This is a genomic window from Dermabacter hominis NBRC 106157 (genome assembly GCF_001570785.1).
Classification (GTDB): domain Bacteria; phylum Actinomycetota; class Actinomycetes; order Actinomycetales; family Dermabacteraceae; genus Dermabacter; species Dermabacter hominis.
In genome coordinates this window covers 182,880-200,064 of the sequence record NZ_BCSI01000001.1, presented here as the reverse complement: position 1 = coordinate 200,064, position 17,185 = coordinate 182,880, and the positions used below count along the sequence as shown (strand labels likewise).

At 65.0% G+C, this 17,185-nt stretch carries 15 protein-coding genes; 6 read left to right on the top strand and 9 right to left on the bottom strand.

Translation table 11 applies throughout. The annotated features are described in order from the left end of the window. The first annotated feature begins 4 nt into the window (after positions 1-4). Both DEHOM01_RS00855 and DEHOM01_RS00850 read left to right on the top strand, forming a co-directional pair. Positions 5-1,228 (top strand): pyridoxal phosphate-dependent aminotransferase, encoded by a 1,224-nt coding sequence (locus tag DEHOM01_RS00855; protein ID WP_061211090.1) that lies wholly within the window; start codon positions 5-7, stop codon positions 1,226-1,228. Between the two features lie 3 nt (positions 1,229-1,231). Further along, the gene (locus DEHOM01_RS00850) at positions 1,232-2,278 is read left to right on the top strand and encodes an adenosine deaminase (protein WP_061211089.1); all 1,047 of its coding nucleotides are present in this window, start codon (positions 1,232-1,234) and stop codon (positions 2,276-2,278) included. 7 nt (positions 2,279-2,285) lie between these two features. Here DEHOM01_RS00850 and galK read toward each other — a convergent pair whose 3' ends face one another. Further along, positions 2,286-3,485, bottom strand: a complete 1,200-nt coding sequence (gene galK, locus DEHOM01_RS00845; RefSeq protein WP_061211088.1) for a galactokinase — start codon at positions 3,483-3,485, stop codon at positions 2,286-2,288. 9 nt (positions 3,486-3,494) lie between these two features. Then, a complete protein-coding gene (locus DEHOM01_RS00840; protein ID WP_061211087.1) occupies positions 3,495-5,057 on the bottom strand; it encodes a threonine/serine exporter family protein in 1,563 nt (520 codons plus the stop codon). A 50-nt stretch (positions 5,058-5,107) separates the two neighbouring features. Between DEHOM01_RS00840 and DEHOM01_RS00835 the strand changes: the two genes are divergently transcribed. After that, positions 5,108-5,755: a carbonic anhydrase gene (locus DEHOM01_RS00835; RefSeq protein ID WP_061211086.1), complete on the top strand. Its 648-nt coding sequence runs from the start codon at positions 5,108-5,110 to the stop codon at positions 5,753-5,755. An 8-nt stretch (positions 5,756-5,763) separates the two neighbouring features. Here DEHOM01_RS00835 and DEHOM01_RS00830 read toward each other — a convergent pair whose 3' ends face one another. Further along, positions 5,764-6,051 carry a DUF3017 domain-containing protein gene (locus DEHOM01_RS00830; protein WP_061211085.1) on the bottom strand — a complete coding sequence of 96 codons (288 nt, stop codon included), beginning with the start codon at positions 6,049-6,051 and terminating at the stop codon, positions 5,764-5,766. Positions 6,052-6,154: 103 nt separating this feature from the next. On the opposite strand from DEHOM01_RS00830, the gene DEHOM01_RS00825 reads away from it, so the two are divergent. Then, positions 6,155-7,636, top strand: a complete 1,482-nt coding sequence (locus tag DEHOM01_RS00825) for an aspartate ammonia-lyase (RefSeq protein WP_167346637.1) — start codon at positions 6,155-6,157, stop codon at positions 7,634-7,636. Between the two features lie 24 nt (positions 7,637-7,660). Here the strand turns inward: DEHOM01_RS00825 and ppk2 are convergent, their stop codons facing one another. From ppk2 to purN, 3 genes are all read right to left on the bottom strand, one after another. Then, entirely contained in the window at positions 7,661-8,611 is a 951-nt protein-coding gene (gene ppk2, locus DEHOM01_RS00820; protein ID WP_051120632.1) for a polyphosphate kinase 2, read from the bottom strand. Between the two features lie 137 nt (positions 8,612-8,748). Continuing rightward, positions 8,749-10,329 carry a bifunctional phosphoribosylaminoimidazolecarboxamide formyltransferase/IMP cyclohydrolase gene (gene purH, locus DEHOM01_RS00815; protein WP_061211084.1) on the bottom strand — a complete coding sequence of 527 codons (1,581 nt, stop codon included), beginning with the start codon at positions 10,327-10,329 and terminating at the stop codon, positions 8,749-8,751. 94 nt (positions 10,330-10,423) lie between these two features. Beyond that, positions 10,424-10,999 (bottom strand): phosphoribosylglycinamide formyltransferase, encoded by a 576-nt coding sequence (gene purN, locus DEHOM01_RS00810; RefSeq protein WP_061211083.1) that lies wholly within the window; start codon positions 10,997-10,999, stop codon positions 10,424-10,426. Positions 11,000-11,074: 75 nt separating this feature from the next. Between purN and DEHOM01_RS00805 the strand changes: the two genes are divergently transcribed. Next, positions 11,075-11,491, top strand: a complete 417-nt coding sequence (locus DEHOM01_RS00805) for a hypothetical protein (RefSeq protein ID WP_101686725.1) — start codon at positions 11,075-11,077, stop codon at positions 11,489-11,491. Here the strand turns inward: DEHOM01_RS00805 and DEHOM01_RS00800 are convergent. After that, the gene (locus DEHOM01_RS00800; protein WP_061211081.1) at positions 11,488-12,999 is read right to left on the bottom strand and encodes a cell division protein PerM; all 1,512 of its coding nucleotides are present in this window, start codon (positions 12,997-12,999) and stop codon (positions 11,488-11,490) included. The genes DEHOM01_RS00805 and DEHOM01_RS00800 overlap by 4 nt on opposite strands. A gap of 132 nt (positions 13,000-13,131) precedes the next feature. Here DEHOM01_RS00800 and DEHOM01_RS00795 point away from each other — a divergent pair, with 132 nt between their 5' ends. Next, complete coding sequence (locus DEHOM01_RS00795) at positions 13,132-14,397, top strand: isochorismate synthase (RefSeq protein WP_061211080.1); 1,266 nt, start codon at positions 13,132-13,134, stop codon at positions 14,395-14,397. Here the strand turns inward: DEHOM01_RS00795 and DEHOM01_RS00790 are convergent. Both DEHOM01_RS00790 and menD read right to left on the bottom strand, forming a co-directional pair. Then, positions 14,378-15,502, bottom strand: coding sequence for a S1C family serine protease (locus DEHOM01_RS00790; RefSeq protein ID WP_061211079.1), 1,125 nt, complete (start codon positions 15,500-15,502; stop codon positions 14,378-14,380). The genes DEHOM01_RS00795 and DEHOM01_RS00790 overlap by 20 nt on opposite strands. Positions 15,503-15,511: 9 nt before the next feature. Beyond that, on the bottom strand, positions 15,512-17,176 hold the full coding sequence (gene menD, locus DEHOM01_RS00785; protein WP_061211078.1) for a 2-succinyl-5-enolpyruvyl-6-hydroxy-3-cyclohexene-1-carboxylic-acid synthase: 1,665 nt from the start codon (positions 17,174-17,176) through the stop codon (positions 15,512-15,514). Positions 17,177-17,185: the final 9 nt, after the last annotated feature.

Below are 17,185 nucleotides of genomic sequence, written 5' to 3'. Positions count from 1 at the left end.
ATCTATGAGCTTCGATGACTCCACCTCCACACCGCACGAACGGCGCCTTTCTGCGCGCCTCACATCGATCGCTGAGTCGGCCACTCTCGCCGTTGACGCGAAGGCGAAGGCTCTCGCCGCGCAAGGAGAAGACGTCATAGGCTTCGGCGCTGGCGAGCCGGATTTCCCCACGCCCGAGCACATCGTCGAGGCTGCGATCGCCGCCGCTCGCGATCCAAAGAATCACCGCTACTCCCCCGCGACCGGCCTTCCAGAGCTCAAGGAGGCGATCGCGCACCAGACCTTTGAGAGCGACCGCGTTCGCGTCGATGCCTCACGCATCATCGTCACCAACGGCGGGAAGCAGGCCGTATACGAAGCACTCGCAGCTCTCCTCGATCCGGGCGATGAAGCCATCCTGCCAGCGCCCTACTGGACAACGTATCCGGAGGCAGTTCGGCTTGCGGGCGGAGTTCCCGTCGCCGTGCGCGCGGGCGCCAACCAGGGCTATATCCCCTCGATCGAGCAGCTCGAGGCCGCCCGCACGCCGCGTTCGAAGGTCGTGCTGCTGTGCTCGCCGTCGAACCCTACGGGTGCGGTCATGAGCCGCGCTCAGGTGGAAGAGTTCGGGCGGTGGGCACTCGAGAACGATCTGTGGGTGCTCTCCGATGAGATTTACCAGCACCTTGTTTATGACGGCGCGACGTTCCATTCGATCCTTGACGTGGTGCCCGAGCTCGAGGACCGCACGGTTCTCGTCAACGGCGTCGCCAAGACGTTCGCCATGACCGGCTGGCGCGTCGGCTGGTTGATCGCTCCGCCGGACATCGCCCAGGGCGTTGCGCGGCTCCAAAGCCACCTGACCTCGAACGTCAACAACGTTGCCCAGCGCGCCGCCATCGCCGCGCTGACGGGCCCCACCGAACCGCTCGACACAATGCGTGAAGCATTCGATCGGCGACGCCGCACAATGGTCGACATGCTCAGCGAGATCGAAGGTCTCACGCTGCCGACTCCGCGCGGGGCGTTCTACGCCTTCCCCGACGTGACGGGCCTGCTGGGGCGCGAGATCGACGGTACGCGCGTCACCACGTCGGCCGAACTCGCCGCACTCATCCTCGAGCGCGCCAAGGTCGCACTCGTGCCCGGGGAGGCTTTCGATGCGCCGGGTCACCTCCGCCTCAGCTATGCACTTTCCGACGCCGACCTGGCGAAGGGCGTTGCTCGACTTCAGAAAGTGCTCGGCTAGGCCATGGCAACCGTCGGAAATCCACACCCCAATCGCGAAGGCAAGCGAGACCTGCGCGCGCTGCCCAAGGCGCACCTGCACCTGCACTTCACGGGCTCGATGCGTCACGACACGCTGCAGGAGCTCGCGGCCGCACAGAACTTGCGGTTGCCGCGCACGCTCACGGAACAGACCGCGCTCAAGGTCGAGCCGAGCGCGCGTGGCTGGTTCCGCTTCCAGCGTTTCTACGACGCCGCACGCACCGTCGTCAACAGCGAGACGATTATGCGCCGCCTCCTTCGCGAGGCCGCCGAGGATGATCTCGCCGAGGGCTCCGTACGGCTCGAGCTGCAAATTGATCCCACGAGTTACGCGCCGTTCGTGGGCGGCATCACCCCCGCAATCGAGATCATCGTGGATGAAGCCCGCGCGATCGAGCGCGACCTCGGAATCTCAATGGGGATCATCGTCGCGGCGAGCCGCATGCGCCACCCGCTCGATGCCCGCATCCTCGCTCGCCTTGCCGTCAAGTACGCGGGCACCGTGATCGGATTCGGGCTGTCCAACGACGAGCGGCGCGGCAATACGAGTGCGTTCGCGGGTGCGTTCAGAATTGCGCACAACGGGGGCCTCGCCGCGATGCCCCACGGTGGCGAGCTCCTCGGCCCGCCGCACATCCACGAGGTCGTCGAGGCGTTGAGGCCCACGCGCCTCGGCCACGGCGTGCGCGCGATCGAGGATCCTCGGCTCCTCGACACACTCGTGGAGCGTGACATTGCCCTCGAGGTATGCCCGGCGTCGAACGTTTCTCTCGGCGTGTATGGCGATATCAGCGATGTGCCCGTACCGCAGCTCGCACGCTCCGGTGCCACGATCGCCCTCGGCGCGGACGACCCGCTCCTCTTCGGTTCGCGCCTTCTCGCCCAATACGAAGCCGTGCGCGCAATGGGCATGAGCGATCGGGAAATCGCCGTTCTCGCCGCCGGATCAATCCGCGCCTCGCGCATGAGCGACGCGCTCAAGGCATCGCAGCTCGCGCGCGTGCGCGAGTGGTACGAAGGCGCGGCCTGAGCGCGTCTTAGCGGTCTCGGCCGGCGCCGCGGCTCGGCGTTGCGAGGAAGAACGCCGGGGCGGCGAACGAATGCTCGGCGAATGCGTGTGCCACCGCGTCCGCGACGGCCTCGACCCGGTCCGCATCGACAAGAGCGATCACGCTCCCGCCAAAGCCGCCGCCGGTCATGCGCGCACCGTGCGCCCCCGCTGCGCGTGCCGCATCGACGGCGACGTCGAGCTCGGGGACGGTGACCTCGTAGTCATCCCGAAGTGAATCGTGCGAGGCGTTGAGGAGGCCGGCAATCTTCTCGAGGTTGTCGCGGATCGAGCCCGCCTCGAGTGCCGCGGCAAACTCGCGCACGCGCTCGATCTCGTGAATGATGTGGCGGCTACGCTTGCGCACAATGGGATCGGTGAGGCCCTCGCACGCATCCAAAGCCCCTTCGAACGACACGTCACGAAGGCTGTCCACGCCGAGCGCACGCGCCCCCGCTTCCGCTTGCGCTCTGCGCTCCGCGTACTCGCCACCCACGAGGCTGTGAGGAGCCCGCGTGTCGATAATGAGCAGCTCGAGGCCCTGTCCCGCGAGATCCCACGGGACAGACGTCGTCGAAAAGTCTCGGCAATCGAGAACGATGGCGTGCCCCTCCTCGCACAGGATCGAAGCCGACTGATCGAGCCCGCCGGTTGCCGCACCAGCGAACTGCGTTTCCGCCTTGATCGCCGCGCGAATACGGTCGTGGGGAGTGGTCCCGAGCTCGCACAGCTCATCGATCGCCGCCGCGACCGCGCATTCGAGGGCTGCGCTCGAGCTGAGGCCGGCGCCGAGGGGAACGTAGCCATCGATCAAGAGGTCGAAGCCGCACGGCGTTGCGTCCTCGAAGTGTTCCGCGAGCGCCCACACGACCCCCGCGACGTAGGAGGCCCACCCTTCGACGGACCCCGGGGCGAGAGTCGCAACGGGCGTCTCGACCGTCTCGCCTGACTGCACGGACCGCATCCGCACGACGCCAGCGTCAGTGCGGCGTGCCGCGACGAAGCAGCGATGCGAGATCGCCATTGGGACACACAGACCCTGCTGATAATCGACGTGCTCACCGATGATGTTCACTCGGCCGGGTGCAGAAAACACGCCTTCCGGATCGCCGCCAAAGGCCTCGCGAAACTCGCGAGCAACCTTGTCGATTGCCTCAATGTCACGGGGAGCAGCATGCAGTTCAGTCATGCCCCAAGTCTAGAGGTGCTCGACGCTACGCACGTCCTCATCTGCGCTCTCGTCGGAGCGGATGGCCGGCATCCCGACGTCTTCGGGGTCCATTTCAACAATCTCGAATCCCGATTCGCGCGCTTCCGGCTGAAGGTTGTCGACATCCTCGCGCCATTCCGGGCCGGCCTCGAGATCGATCGTGGGGTCGAGTTCGCCGGGATCGAGGTGAACGACTGGAATCGCCGTGGTGAGAGCGCCGGGCTTACGGCGACGCCTGAAGGTCACCATGCGGCGGCGCCGATTGGTGCTAAACGGCTGTGAAATTGCGGGCACGCGCACGCGCCCGCTCGCAAGGAGCGTCACTGCGCGGCTCGCCACGAGCTCGCCGAGGATCACGCCCGCCGAGATCGCAATGGCGATCTCACACGCAAGCAAGAGATAGCCGGCACCCGTGTTGCTCCCGTCGCTCAGTCCCAGGAGGCCTCGATAAATAACCGAGCCAGGCACCATCGTGATGATCGCAGGGGCGATGAGGATGTTCACGTATGCCTTTGCATGTTGCGAAATGGCGACCGCGAACACGCCAGTGAAGAACGCGGTAATGCCGGTAGCCCACGCGCGCTCGAGACCCGCTACCTCGATGAGGAACGATGTCGTTGTCGTGAAGCCCGGCAGGAGCGTCACCCAGTGCAAAAGCCGCGGCGGGACTTGGAAACCTACGGCGAAACCGAGCCCGATGAACGCTCCCGCAATCGCCACGAGGAGCGTCGAAATCAGGGTGGCCGGAATCGTCGACGTGATCGAGATGTCAGCACCGACCCACTCGGCAATGAGCATGCCGCCACGAATACCGATGACAGCGCCCACGGTCAGCATGAACGTCTCGAGCAATCGCCCCGCGGCAGTCACGTACCATCCCGTGATCGCGTCCTGCATCGCTCCGACCGACGTCGAGCCCGCAAGCACCATGACGAGACACGCGACAACGACGAGCGACGAATTCGCCGTCGGGTCCAGCCAGTTCACGACGAGGGAAATGAGCACCACGATGAATCCCCCCGCGATTTGCGCATAAAACACGGGAAGCCGCAGCTTGTCGAACAGAATGTAGACCTGCCACAACACGCCCGCCGCGAAAGCCGCAAAGGCCGTCACAAGAATCCCCGCGCCGAAGAACATCGCGCACGCGCCACCCATGAGCACCCACGCGAGGGTAGTCACGATCGGCCCGTAATACCGCTTCATTGAGCGCACGCGATCAACCGCGAGGAGCGCCTCGTGAAGATCCATCTCGCCCTTCACGTATTTCGTGGTGATCTCGTCGACGCGGTCGAGTTTCGTGAAGTCGTACGTGTAGCCGCCCGCGGTGCTGATGCGCGTGAACGGTGCCGAATGCGTGTCCGGGTAGTAGGAAACCGACACTTCCGTAAGAGTCGTCTGCACCGACACATTTCGAATGCCGGAGGAGGCCGTCACGCGTAGCATTGTCGCGGTCACGTCGGCCGCCGCGGCACCGTTGGAAATCATGACCTCGCCAATGCGCATGGCGAGTTCGAATACCTGGTGCAGACGGGTCAGGGAAGTGCTCACACTCATATCGTGGCACACGCTCGCAGGCCGTGCACGGAAAGGATCAGCGAATGACACACACATCGATCGACGCTCGCGCTGCACTCGCACGCCTGCGCGAAGGCAACGCTCGATTTGCGAGCGGAACGACCCGTCACCCGAATAGCGACGAGGATCGACGCCTCGACCTGTCCTCGGGTCAAGCACCGTTCGCGGCGATCCTCGCGTGCGCCGATTCGCGGGTCCCGCCCGAGATTGTGTTCGACTGCGGGCTCGGCGATCTCTTTGTTGTGCGTTCCGCTGGACAGATGGTGGAAAACGCCGTCCTTGCGTCGCTGGAGTTCGCGGTGCATAAGCTCGCTGTTCCGCTGATCCTCGTCCTCGGCCACGACAACTGCGGGGCTGTCGCCGCGGCCGAATCCCTCATGGAAGAGCGCGCCAGCGGGACGTCACTCGTCCTTCTCCCCGGGCACCTCAATGCGCTTGCCGAGCAGATTTCGCGGCGTTTGGGGTCCGACGCTCGCCACGCCACCGTCGGAGAACCTCCCCTTCCCGGGGCAGACACGCCCACGGACGCCGCTGCCGTGAATACCGCCGCAGCGAAAACGGAAGTGTGCGTGCGTTCCCCGCTCATACGCGCGGCGCACGAGTCGGGCGAGCTCGCGCTTGCCCACGCGATGTACAACCTCGATACGGGGCGCGTCGATTTCGGCGACTAATCCACCGCTCAGAGACCGGGGCTCGACGAAAGCACACAAACGAGAATGGCGAGGACGAGAATCGTCGCGACATCGATCGACCGGCGCCTCACCACGAGCGCTCCGAGAGCATCCACGGGCAGGATGAGCCGCACCACGGCGAGAGCAAACAGCAGCGCCGAGAGCGCGTATCCGGCGGTCGGGACAGAAAAAAAGACCCCGATCGGTAGCACCACGAAAAAGACAATGCCCAGCGTCACCAGCAAAAGTCGCTGGCGGTGCACAGCGGCGCCGAGGGAATAGGGGGATCGATTCACGCAACCATCGTAGCCCGACGTGGTTACGCTAGTGGTGTCGCACCCCATGCACCGCAATGAAGCACCACCGCTACCAACCCACCACAAGGACGTGAACCACCCCATGACCGCCGTGCGCATCGAGCATGACCTCCTCGGAGACCGCGAAGTACCCGCCGACGCCCTCTACGGTGTCCAGACCCTCAGGGCGCTCGAGAACTTTCACATTTCCGATTTCCGCCTGAACCACTTCCCCTCGCTCGTCACGGCACTCGCGTATGTCAAGCACGCGGCGGCCCGCACCAACCAGCGACTCGGCGGCCTCGAAAAGACCAAGGCCGATGCGATCGCCCAGGCTTGCACCGAGATCGAAAACGGAGAGCATCACGAGCACTTCGTCGTCGACCTCATCCAGGGCGGTGCGGGCACGAGCACCAACATGAACGCCAACGAGGTCATCGCGAACCGCGGCCTCGAAATCCTCGGGCACGAACGGGGCGAGTACGAATACCTCCACCCGAACAACGACGTGAACTTCGGGCAGTCCACCAACGACGTCTACCCAACGGCGGTGCGCCTCGCGATCCTCTTGAGCTTCCCCGATCTTGCCGACGCGATGCAGGGCCTGATCGAGGCCCTGCGAGCCAAAGGTGCCGAGTTCGAGCACGTGCTCAAAATGGGGCGCACGCAAATGCAAGACGCTGTCCCGATGACCGTGGGGCAGGAGTTCCACGCATGGGCGACGACAGTGAGCGAGGACGTCGAGCGTCTCACGCGAACCGCCCGATTCTTCCGGGAAATCAACATGGGTGCGACCGCGATCGGCACGGGCATTACGACCGACCCGAAGTATGCCTCGCTCGTCGTTGAGGAGCTCACGCGGATCACGGGAACGGAGTTCACGCTCGCCGCCGACCTCGTGGAGGCCACGAGCGACACGGGCGCGTTCGTCACCTTTTCGGGCGTGCTCAAGCGGATCGCGGTAAAAATCTCGAAGATCTGCAACGACCTGCGTCTGCTCTCCTCCGGTCCCCGCGCAGGCTTCAATGAGATCGACCTTCCCGCGGTCCAGCCGGGCAGCTCCATCATGCCGGGCAAGGTCAATCCCGTGATCCCGGAGGTCGTCAATCAAGTGGCCTTCCAGGTGATCGGAAACGACCTCACGGTCACGCTCGCCGCAGAAGGCGGACAGCTTCAGCTCAATGCCTTCGAGCCGGTGATCGCCTACAACATCCTCACGTCGACCCGCATCATGACCCGAGCAATGCGCACACTCACGACGCGCTGCATCGAAGGCATCACCGTGAACGAGGACGTTCTCGCGGGCAACCTCGAGCGCTCGATCGGGATTGTCACCGCGCTCGTGCCCGTGATCGGCTACTCGGCATCATCTGAAATTGCCTCGCAGGCCCTCCACACGGGCAAGTCTGTGCGCGAGATCGTACTCGAGCGCGGCCTCGTGAGCGAGGGGCACCTCGATGAGATCCTTACGCCGGCGCGCATGACCCAGCCGTACAGGGCAACCGCAACGGGGGCGATCCCTGCGCTCGACAGTTCTGACCCGATCGCCTCTGACCCGATCGCCGAGGACGACCTCGAGCTTTAGCTCGGGCCGCCCCCGCTTAGCGAGCTATTCGTCGGCTTCTTCGTTCTTTCCGCGCATCACGAGCAGCGGATCGGGCGTGCCGACGACCTCGTGGTCCTTCCCCTCGTATTCGAACTGCGAGAGGAAGTACTTCATCGCGTTGATGCGAGCGCGCTTCTTGTCGTTCGAGCGGATGATCGTCCACGGCGCATACTTCTTGTCGGTGCGGCGGAACATTTCTTCCTTTGCCGCACCGTACGCCTCCCAGCGGTCGAGCGATTCGAGGTCCATGGGCGAAAGCTTCCATTGGCGGACCGGATCGAGCTGGCGGATCGCGAAGCGGGTGCGCTGTTCCTTTTGCGAAACTGAGAACCAGAACTTCGTGACGTGGATGCCAGAGTCGACGAGCATGCGCTCGAAGTGCGGCACCTGGTTCATGAAGGTTTCGTATTCCTCATCGCTCGCGAAGCCCATGACGCGCTCGACACCGGCACGGTTATACCACGAGCGATCGAACAGCACCATTTCGCCTTCGGTCGGCAGATGCTCGACGTAGCGCTGGAAGTACCACTGACCCTTTTCTCGCTCGGTCGGCTTGTTGAGGGCGACGACTCGCGCCATGCGCGGGTTGAGGTGCTCGGTGAAGCGCTTGATCGTGCCGCCCTTACCGGCAGCATCGCGCCCCTCAAAAATGATGATCGCTTTCTTCTTCGCGTCCTCGAGCCAGTACTGGAGCTTGAGCAGCTCGACCTGTAGGAAATACTTCTCGCGCTCGTACTCGTCGCGCTCCATGCGTGTCTCGTAGGGGTAGCCCTCCTGCCACGTGTACACGGGGTTGCCGTGCGGGTCGATCAGGTCAGGATCGGGCGAGTGGCCATCGGCAACGGTGTAGCCGAGTTCGCGAAGGTGCTCGATAAATTCGCGAAGGTTGCTGCTGTGCGGCAGTTCGCCGTTGAGATCGAGTTCGGGCACGGGGGCTTTCTTGCCTTTTTTCATCGCTCGTCTTTCGCTCGTGGGGGCGGGGGTTGGGGTCTCGGGGCTGGGATCGACTGGCGCTGGGGCGGGGTCGGTGGAAGGTTCCGACGGCTGCTCTGCTTCGGTGCGCTTGCCAAAAATCCGCGCGATAAAGGCGATCAGTGCGCGAAGTGGCGAGTTCCCGTCATGTACATGGTGATTCCCGCGCTCTTGCATGCCTCGATCACCTCCTTATCGCGGATCGACCCTCCGGGCTGCACGATGGCGCTCACGCCCGCGTCGATGAGTTGTTCGGGGCCGTCAGCGAAGGGGAAGAAGGCGTCGGACGCCGCCACCGCGCCGCGTGCGCGCTCCTCGCCCTCGTCGCCGAGCGTGTTGGCGCGCTCCACCGCAAGGCGGCACGCGTCAACGCGGTTCACCTGACCCATGCCTACGCCGACGGCCGCGCCGTCTTTCGCGAGCAGAATCGCGTTTGAACGGGGTGCCCGCACGGCGCGCCATGCGAAGGCGAGGTCGGCGAGGGTTGCGGCCGAGGCCGGCTCACCGCACACGAGCTCCCAGTTCGCGGGGTCGTCGCCCGGCGCCTGGTAGCGGTCGGGCTCCTGGTAGAGCACGCCGCCCCATATCTCGCGGCCGTCGAGGGTGGAATCAGTGCGGGGCGCACCGGAGATCTCGAGAATGCGCAGGTTTTTCTTCGCTTTGAGAGCGTCGAGTGCGCCGTCCTCGTAGCCGGGGGCGACGATAACCTCGGTGAAGACCTCGCTGACGCGCTGTGCCATGTCGAGGCTCACGGGGCGGTTCGCGGCGATCACGCCACCGAAAGCGGATACCGGGTCGGTTGCGTGGGCCTTCGTGTATGCATCGGCGATGTCGGCATCTTCGGAGGCGATGGCGATGCCGCACGGGTTGTTGTGCTTGATGATCGCGACGCACGGCTCGGGGTGGTCGAAGGCGGCGCGCAGCGCGGCATCGGCATCGACGTAGTTGTTGTAGCTCATCGCCTTGCCGCCAAGCGGTTCCGCTTCGGCAAGGGTCGTCGAATCTTCGAATAGCGATCGGCTCGAATCAAGGAAGGCCCGCTGGTGCGAGTTTTCGCCGTAGCGAAGCGGCGTGAGGTCCTCGTCTTCGGGATCGACGCCGAGGGCTTCGTCGGCGCGGGCCGCCATCCATTCCTCGATAGCGGCGTCGTATTCGGCGATGCGCGAGAAGGCGTCTGCGGCCAGAACGAGGCGTTCTTCGCGTGTGAAGCCACCGTCGGCGACAGCGCCTTCGACCAGGTCGTACTGTTCGATGCTTGTCACCACGGCGCATGTGGAGAAGTTTTTTGCGGCGCTGCGCACCATTGCGGGGCCGCCAATGTCGATCTTTTCGACGATGTCGTCGAACGATGCGCCGCTCGCGACGGTGTCCTCGAAGGGATAGAGGTTGCACACGAGCAGGTCGATCGGGGCGATCGCATGCTCCTCGAGCGCGGCGACGTGCGAGGGTTTGTCGCGGTCGGCGAGAAGACCACCGTGGATCTTCGGGTGGAGGGTTTTCACGCGGCCGTCGAGAATTTCGGGAAAGCCCGTCACGTTCTCCACGGCCGTCACGGGGATTCCTGCCTCGGCGATCGCCTTCGCGGTGGAGCCGGTCGAAACGATCTCGACGCCGTTCGCATGGAGACCGGTCGCGAGCTCGATGAGACCAGTCTTGTCGTATACAGAGACCAGGGCGCGCGTGACGGCACGCTTGGACATGCGGGGCTCCTTCGTCGTGGTGTGGTCGGGCAGTTTGCCTTTTAAACCTATCGCGTCCACGTGAACGCGGTGTGACGTTGAGCTGTCGCGGCGTTTATTCGTTGCGAGCTCGGCGCGCGATGACGTCCACGAGCATCTCGCGTTCGATGACCTTAATCCGCTCGTGAAGGTCTTCTTCGCTTTCACCCGGCCGAATGGTGAGGGCGCGCTGATCGATGATTGCGCCGGTATCGACCCCCTCATCGACGTCGATAACCGTCGCACCCGTCACCTTCACGCCGTAGTTGAGGGCGTCGCGCACCCCGTGGGCGCCCGGGAAAGCGGGAAGGAGCGCCGGGTGAGTGTTGATGATGCGCCCCCGGAAGGCTTCGAGCATGGGGGCTCCGAGCAAACGCATGAACCCCGCGAGCACGACGAGGTCGGGGGCGTAATGTGCGGTGCAGTCGACGAGTGCGCGGTTCCAGTCCTCGCGCGTGGAGTAATCGGCGAGCGGAACAATATGCGCGGGAATCCCGCGATCGCGCGCGAAGCTCAACCCGGGGGCGTCGACGTCAGCGATGACGGCGGCGACCTTCACGCCAGCTAGCGCCCCTTTCTCGATTGCTTCAAGGACCGCTCGAAGATTGCTCCCCGTTCCAGAAATGAACACGACGCACGTGAAATCGTTCATGTCTTAACAGTAGCGGGGCTCGCGCCCGGGGCGCGTGTAGGTTCCGGTAGGCGCCCATGCGGCACAATGGAATTCGTGACTTCCGAACCGAACCCCCAGCAGGGCCAGCCAGCTTTCACCCCCGAGCGTCAGCAAGCGTTCTCTCGTGCACTCCTGCTTGCCGCGACGTGCATGATCCTCGCGTGGGGTGCGACTCTCCTCCCCCTGCCCTTTAGCCTGCTCGCGGGCCCCGCGGGCATCGGCGCCCTCGTGTTCCTCGTGCGCCTTTTGATCGTGGCGTGGCCGACGCCAGCCCGGCGTTCAGCGAGTGTCACGGCAGCCTTCGGGATCCCCGCCTCAATCGTGGTCATCGGTCTCGCGCTTGTGTCGCTCGTGTTTTACGGCCCGATGACCCAGTACCAGGAGTGCCTCGATTCCGCGCTCACCAACGCGGCAGTGTCGTCGTGCGGCAAGGACCTACCGGGCGCGATCCTCGAGTGGCTGCACCTCTAGTCTGACTCGCGCGAAGGGGAGGGTGCGCTCTGCGCCTCGCCGCCCTCGTCTGCGGCACTCACTGCGCGCTCGGGTTTCTCCTCGCTCTCGAGCGTGTCTTCAACGGCGTCGGCCTTGATGCTCTCACCGTCCGAGTCCTCGCTCCTCTCGGAGCCTTCGCTCGATGAGTCTGCCGCGCTCTCGGCGGCGTCACCCCCACCGCTTTCCGCGCCCTCATCTTTCGATTCGGCTTCTTCAACCCGTGCGCGAAGAGCGGCCGTTCCCTCCCTCACGCGGGCACGCCCCGCGCGGAACTGCGAGAAAACCCAGGTGTCGAGACCCGTTTGGCTCCATCCCGCAATGAGAACGGCAGGCACGGACACGAGAAGTGCCACGGGAAGCACGAGAGTCGTGAGCCGCGGGCCCACGTGCGCGAGTTGAGCCGTGCCGATTGTCCCGCTTCCGAGCAAAAACAGCACCGCGAGAACGATCAGGGCGCCGATCGCGTACGTGAGCCAGGATGTGGCTTTTGCGCGAACGTCGAAATCACGGGTCTGACGGGCAAGGACTACAGAGGCGGCGATCGAGGCGAAGATCGGTATCAGAAGAAAGGCCCACACCCACGGCGAAAAGTGGCCCGGCTCAGGGACCGCGCCGAGAATCGGAAACGCGGGCAGTACCCCCGTCAGCGATCCCTCAAACGACGTGTGCGTGTGAGGGCCGAGCGTTACCGTCCCCGCGCTCACGAACGCCACCATCCACACGAGCATGGTGGGGAAGAAGGCAAGGGCCGCAAGCACGAGCGCAACCGTGCCAAAAAAATCCGGTTCGAGGCCCCGATGAAGATGAATAATCGCGTCACGGCGAATCACCATCCACACCGTTAGGGCAACTGTCGCGCCGCCGAAAAGCCCAAGTACAAGCACGCCGATCGAGCGCAGCGCCGCTGCGTACTTCTCCGGCACGAGCGCGAGCAGTCCCACGCGCGGCGCCGTGCCGCTCTTGCGCCGCACGAGCGACGCCATGAGGCCGGCAGCACCGGCGATCACCGAAAGCGCGAGTGCACTCACGGCAGCGCTCACCGTCACGGGCTGAACGCCCGGAGTGCGGGCAAGCAGAGAGGCAACTGTCGCCATAAGCGCGTACGAAATTCCAAAGCCCGCAAGGATCAGCCCGAGCGCCGTGAGCGCACCGCGTTTGAGAGCTCCCGAGGTCTCCGTGAGTGTCAATGAGCGACCAGTGCGCAACATCGCCGCGCCACACACGAGCGCGAACACGAGCGTCAACCCAAGCGGCGGGAGCACCACCGTGCCATCGATCCCCACATCCTTAAGCGACAGCGCGCCGCCGTGCCCGAGCACCACGAGGCACAGCGACACAATCACGGCATCGAGCGTGCTCGCCTGAGTAAGGGTGTTGAAGCCATGCGCAACGAGCACCGGGACGGCAACGATCGAAAGGTTGATCGTAAAAGCGATTGCGGCGGCCGTGACTCCGAGGAAGATTGGGGTCGCGTCGTTTCGCCTCATCGCGGCCCCTGGCTGGTCGTAGAAACCGCGGTAGGTGCGAGAGCAAAACAAACGGTGCGCAATAATGTGGACATCATGCCCATCTTATTAGCCCCTGACGCCCATCCCCCGGTAGATCCCCCACGTTTTTCTGTGCGATCGGTCCAGCTTGACAGCCCCGTCACCATCGCCGAGCGCATTCCCGAGGACCCAAGCGCGCTATGGCTCCACGGATCGGGGGGCCTCATCGGAATCGGTGAGGCCGCAAGGCTCGAGGCCACTGGTGCCGACCGTTTCGATGCACTCGCGCGTGCGTTTCGCGCCGTGAGCGACAATGCCGAGGTAGAAGACCTCGCCAATCTCCGCGGGAGCGGCCTCGTGGCCTTCGCGTCATTCTCCTACTCCCCCGGATCCTCGCGCCCCTCACGCCTCGTGATTCCCCGCTACCTGCTCGGCTCCGTCGACGGATGCGTCTTCCTCACGACCGTGAGCACCGAAAACGAAACAGCCGTCGGAACCTCCCCCACCTCAGCCGAGCAGGTCCTCGCGTTTTTTCAGGCCGGAAAGTCCCCGACGGTTGCCCCGCGCGCAATGCGACCCGCGCATTCGGGCGAGGCCTACCGCGGGCTCGTCAAAGAAGCCGTCCAGGAGATTGACGACGGCGTGGCCGAAAAGATCGTGCTTTCGGAGCGATTCGAGATCGACCTCGGCGCACTCGAGGCGACAAGCCTCGTGCCAGCGCTCGCCGCCCATCTCAGCCGCCGCTACCCCACCGCGTGGACATTCGCACTCGACGACATTGTGGGCGCCTCCCCCGAGATGCTCGTGCGCACAGAGGGCTCGACCGTGTTCTCGCGCGTTCTCGCGGGATCGCGGCCCGTGAGCGGGGACGAGGAACTGAGCGCCGAGGAGCGAGAGGCGTTCCTCCACGACCCCAAAGAGCGCTCCGAACACGATTTCGCAGCACGCTCGGTGCGCGAACCGCTCGAAAGGCTCGGCGTGCGCCTGGCGTCGTCGGAAGGCCCCTTTGTGCTGCATGTGCCCGGAATCGAGCACCTGGCGACCGACATTCGGGGCGTCGCGCCCGAGGGCCTCGGGATTCTCGAGATCGCGGGGGCGCTACACCCGTCCGCAGCCGTCTCGGGCACACCACTTTCGGTCGCGAACGAAGTCATCGCGCGCCTCGAGCGCGTTGACCGCGCCGGCTACGCCTCCCCCGTCGGGTGGATCGGCGCGGACGGCGACGGCGAGCTTGCCATCGCCCTGCGCATGGCCCACGTGGGCGCCACTACGCTCACGGTGCAAGCCGGCGGCGGGCTCGTGAGCGACTCCGATCCGCTCACGGAGCACGCAGAAGCGCTCGCCAAAACCCGCCCGATCGTGCGCGCCCTCGAGGCGCTTAGCTCCCCTGAAGCGTGATATCGACGGTCCGCTCTTTCCCATCGCGCAGCACGGTAAACGTGTGGGTGCTGCCCACCTCGAGACTGCGCACGTACGCGGTCAGCGCCGACGAGGAGCCGATCTGAACGTCGTCGACCTTGGTCACGAGATCCGCATTGGCGATTCCGGCCTTGGCCGCGGCGCTATCCGCAGTCACCTCGACGACGTGGGCGCCCTGAACCACGGCTGACCCCGTGTTGGCTTCGCCGTCCTTGATGCGCACACCGAGGAATGCGTGCTTAGCCTTGCCACCTTTCGCAAGCTGTTCCGCGATGAGCTTCACGGTGTTTGAGGGGATCGCGAACCCGAGACCAATACTGCCCGCTCCCTCGCTCTTCGACGCGTTCGACGCGATCGAAGAGTTAATGCCGATCACCTCGCCGGCGCGGTTGACGAGCGGGCCGCCCGAGTTACCGGGGTTCACCGAGGCATCGGTCTGGATCGCTGACGTGTACGACGCGGTCGAGGGGTCTTGGTTTTCGCTGCGCTCCGGGCGCGTAACAACGGGGCGGTTGAGCGCCGAAACGATGCCGGTCGTCGCCGTGTTCGCGAGACCGAGAGGCGTGCCCATCGCCATGACATCCTGCCCCACCGTAAGGGCGGAGGAATCCGCGAACGTCGCCGGGGTGAGGTCCTTCGGCGGGTTGGAGAGGCGAACGAGTGCGATGTCGGTGCTTTCATCCGAACCGATGAGGGTCGCATCGAACGTCCGCCCATCGGAGGTTGTCACGTTAATGAGGATCGCGCCCGCGACCACGTGCGCATTCGTCACGATCGTGCCCTTGCCGTTGTACACAATGCCCGTGCCTTCGGAACCGCCGTTGCCGGTATCAACGCGAATCGAAACCGTGCTCGGCGCGATAACGCGGGCGGTATCGACCCACGAGTCCTCGACAACGTCACCACCGTGGCCGACCCTTTCAGCCGGGGTCCCCGACTGCGCCTTGCTGCGCGAGGCCTCACCGGGCGCTCCCCAGAACATGAGACCGAGGCCGGTTGTCGCACCGATCGTGAAGATCGATGAGAGGAGCATGCCAACGATGACGAGGGTGGCGGTCGCGAGCCACGACGGTGATTTCTTCATAGGCGTGATCTAAACCCCGTTTCCTGAACGTTCGCTTCCGATATCCACAAAAAACACCCGGCGGCGAGCGTTGTGTGAGGCGGTCGACAGGCGCCCTGAGAGTTCACCGGGAGCACACCGCTCAACCTGAACGCCGAGCCCCTCGATCGCCGAAGCCAAATCAACCCCATGAGGCGTCGTGAAAAACCGCTCGAGAACCGAGCTAAGCGCCCCCTGATGCTCAAGGCCCGAGAAGATGCGCCCGCCATTGTCGTCCACGATCACAATGTCGAGTTCAGGCTCGCGCTCGGTGGGGCCGATGACAAAACCCGTGAGATCGTGAATCGCGCTCACATCGCCGAGGAGGACGCGCGTGCGATTTCGTTCGGCGAGGGCAATGCCGCTCGCCATCGACACGGTGCCGTCGATTCCCGCGAGACCGCGATTGGCATACACGCGCGCATTGTTCGATCCCGCGTGCTGTTCGAGATCGCGGATGAGGGAACTTGCGCCGAGCACGAGTGGGGCGCGGTCCTGCGCGCAAGCCTCCCATACCGCGAGCGCGGCCACGGCTTGCGGCGCGAGGCGCTCACGGCCGCGTGCGTCGAGTTCTCTGCCGAGTTCCTTCCACGCGTCGAGGTAACTCGGCTGTTCCTCGGCGAGGCTCGAGGTTTCGACGTCGATCAGGGGAATGATGCGCGTGGCGTTGCGGGGCGCATCGGGCCATTCAAGGCGGCTGCTTTCGAGGATGACCTCGATGTCGCTCGCGCCGAGAAGTTGCCGCATCACGGGCCGAGAAAGCGTGGGGTGGCCCACGACGATGACAGTTCTCGGTCGAAGCTCGTGGGCTTCCGTGCCCATGACGTGCGCGATCGCCTCCGGGTACATGGGTACGAGGACGTCTGCGCGCGTGCGTGCATTGCTGCTCGGTTCGGCGAAAAGCGGCAGGCCTAGGTGTGTGGCGAGCGCGGCAGCTCGGCGCCCGGAGTCATACCCGTCGCCGGCGACGACGACGGTGCGGGCGGGCAGATCGCGGAGGGGAACACCGGCGCGGTCCGCCGAAGCAGCGTGCTCGGGAATGCGGAGCACGTCCTCGGCACGCTCGGCTGTCGCCCACGTCGCCGCGAGCGGATCGCGAAAACCGAGGTTGAGGTGCACGGGCCCTGGAGATTCGAGGGCGGCGTGGGCCGCGCGCGCCGCCGTGTCCACCGCGAGCCGAACATCGGTGTGGCTCGCCTCGTGGGCACCGGGCGCGGGAAGGTCGATGTTGAGCACGGTGAACGGCGAAAAAAGCCCCGCCTGGTACGTCGTTTGGTTCGCCCCGGTCCCACGTAGCTCGGCCGGTCGGTCGGCCGTGAGCAGCACGAGGGGTATACCGCTGTGGTGGGCTTCCATGGCGGCGGCAAGCAGGTGTGCGGTCGCGGTTCCGCTCGTCGTTCCGACGGCGGCCAGCTCACCAGCTCGACTAAGCCCGAGGGCCGTAAACGCCGCGGATCGCTCATCGTGGCGCACGTGCACCTCGAATGCCGTGCTTGTGCGCTCGGCGAGGGCACTGGCTGCATAGGCGAGCGGAGCCGAGCGCGATCCGGGGGCAAGCACGAGGTGGCGAAGCCCGCACGCGATGAGGGAGGAAAGAAAGGCGTGTGCGGCCTCAAGCGCGCCCGAACCGGCACGAGGCGGGGCGGAAATATGCATGTCCCCAGC

Coding starts and splice junctions, on each gene's coding strand:
- DEHOM01_RS00850 (WP_061211089.1), top strand. CDS start 1,232: ATGGCAACCGTCGGAAATCCACACCCCAATCGCGAAGGCAAGCGAGAC.
- ppk2 (WP_051120632.1), bottom strand. CDS start 8,611: ATGAAAAAAGGCAAGAAAGCCCCCGTGCCCGAACTCGATCTCAACGGC.
- DEHOM01_RS00790 (WP_061211079.1), bottom strand. CDS start 15,502: ATGAAGAAATCACCGTCGTGGCTCGCGACCGCCACCCTCGTCATCGTT.
- menD (WP_061211078.1), bottom strand. CDS start 17,176: ATGCATATTTCCGCCCCGCCTCGTGCCGGTTCGGGCGCGCTTGAGGCC.
- galK (WP_061211088.1), bottom strand. CDS start 3,485: ATGACTGAACTGCATGCTGCTCCCCGTGACATTGAGGCAATCGACAAG.
- purN (WP_061211083.1), bottom strand. CDS start 10,999: ATGAACGATTTCACGTGCGTCGTGTTCATTTCTGGAACGGGGAGCAAT.
- purH (WP_061211084.1), bottom strand. CDS start 10,329: ATGTCCAAGCGTGCCGTCACGCGCGCCCTGGTCTCTGTATACGACAAG.
- DEHOM01_RS00855 (WP_061211090.1), top strand. CDS start 5: ATGAGCTTCGATGACTCCACCTCCACACCGCACGAACGGCGCCTTTCT.
- DEHOM01_RS00825 (WP_167346637.1), top strand. CDS start 6,155: ATGACCGCCGTGCGCATCGAGCATGACCTCCTCGGAGACCGCGAAGTA.
- DEHOM01_RS00835 (WP_061211086.1), top strand. CDS start 5,108: ATGACACACACATCGATCGACGCTCGCGCTGCACTCGCACGCCTGCGC.
- DEHOM01_RS00800 (WP_061211081.1), bottom strand. CDS start 12,999: ATGAGGCGAAACGACGCGACCCCAATCTTCCTCGGAGTCACGGCCGCC.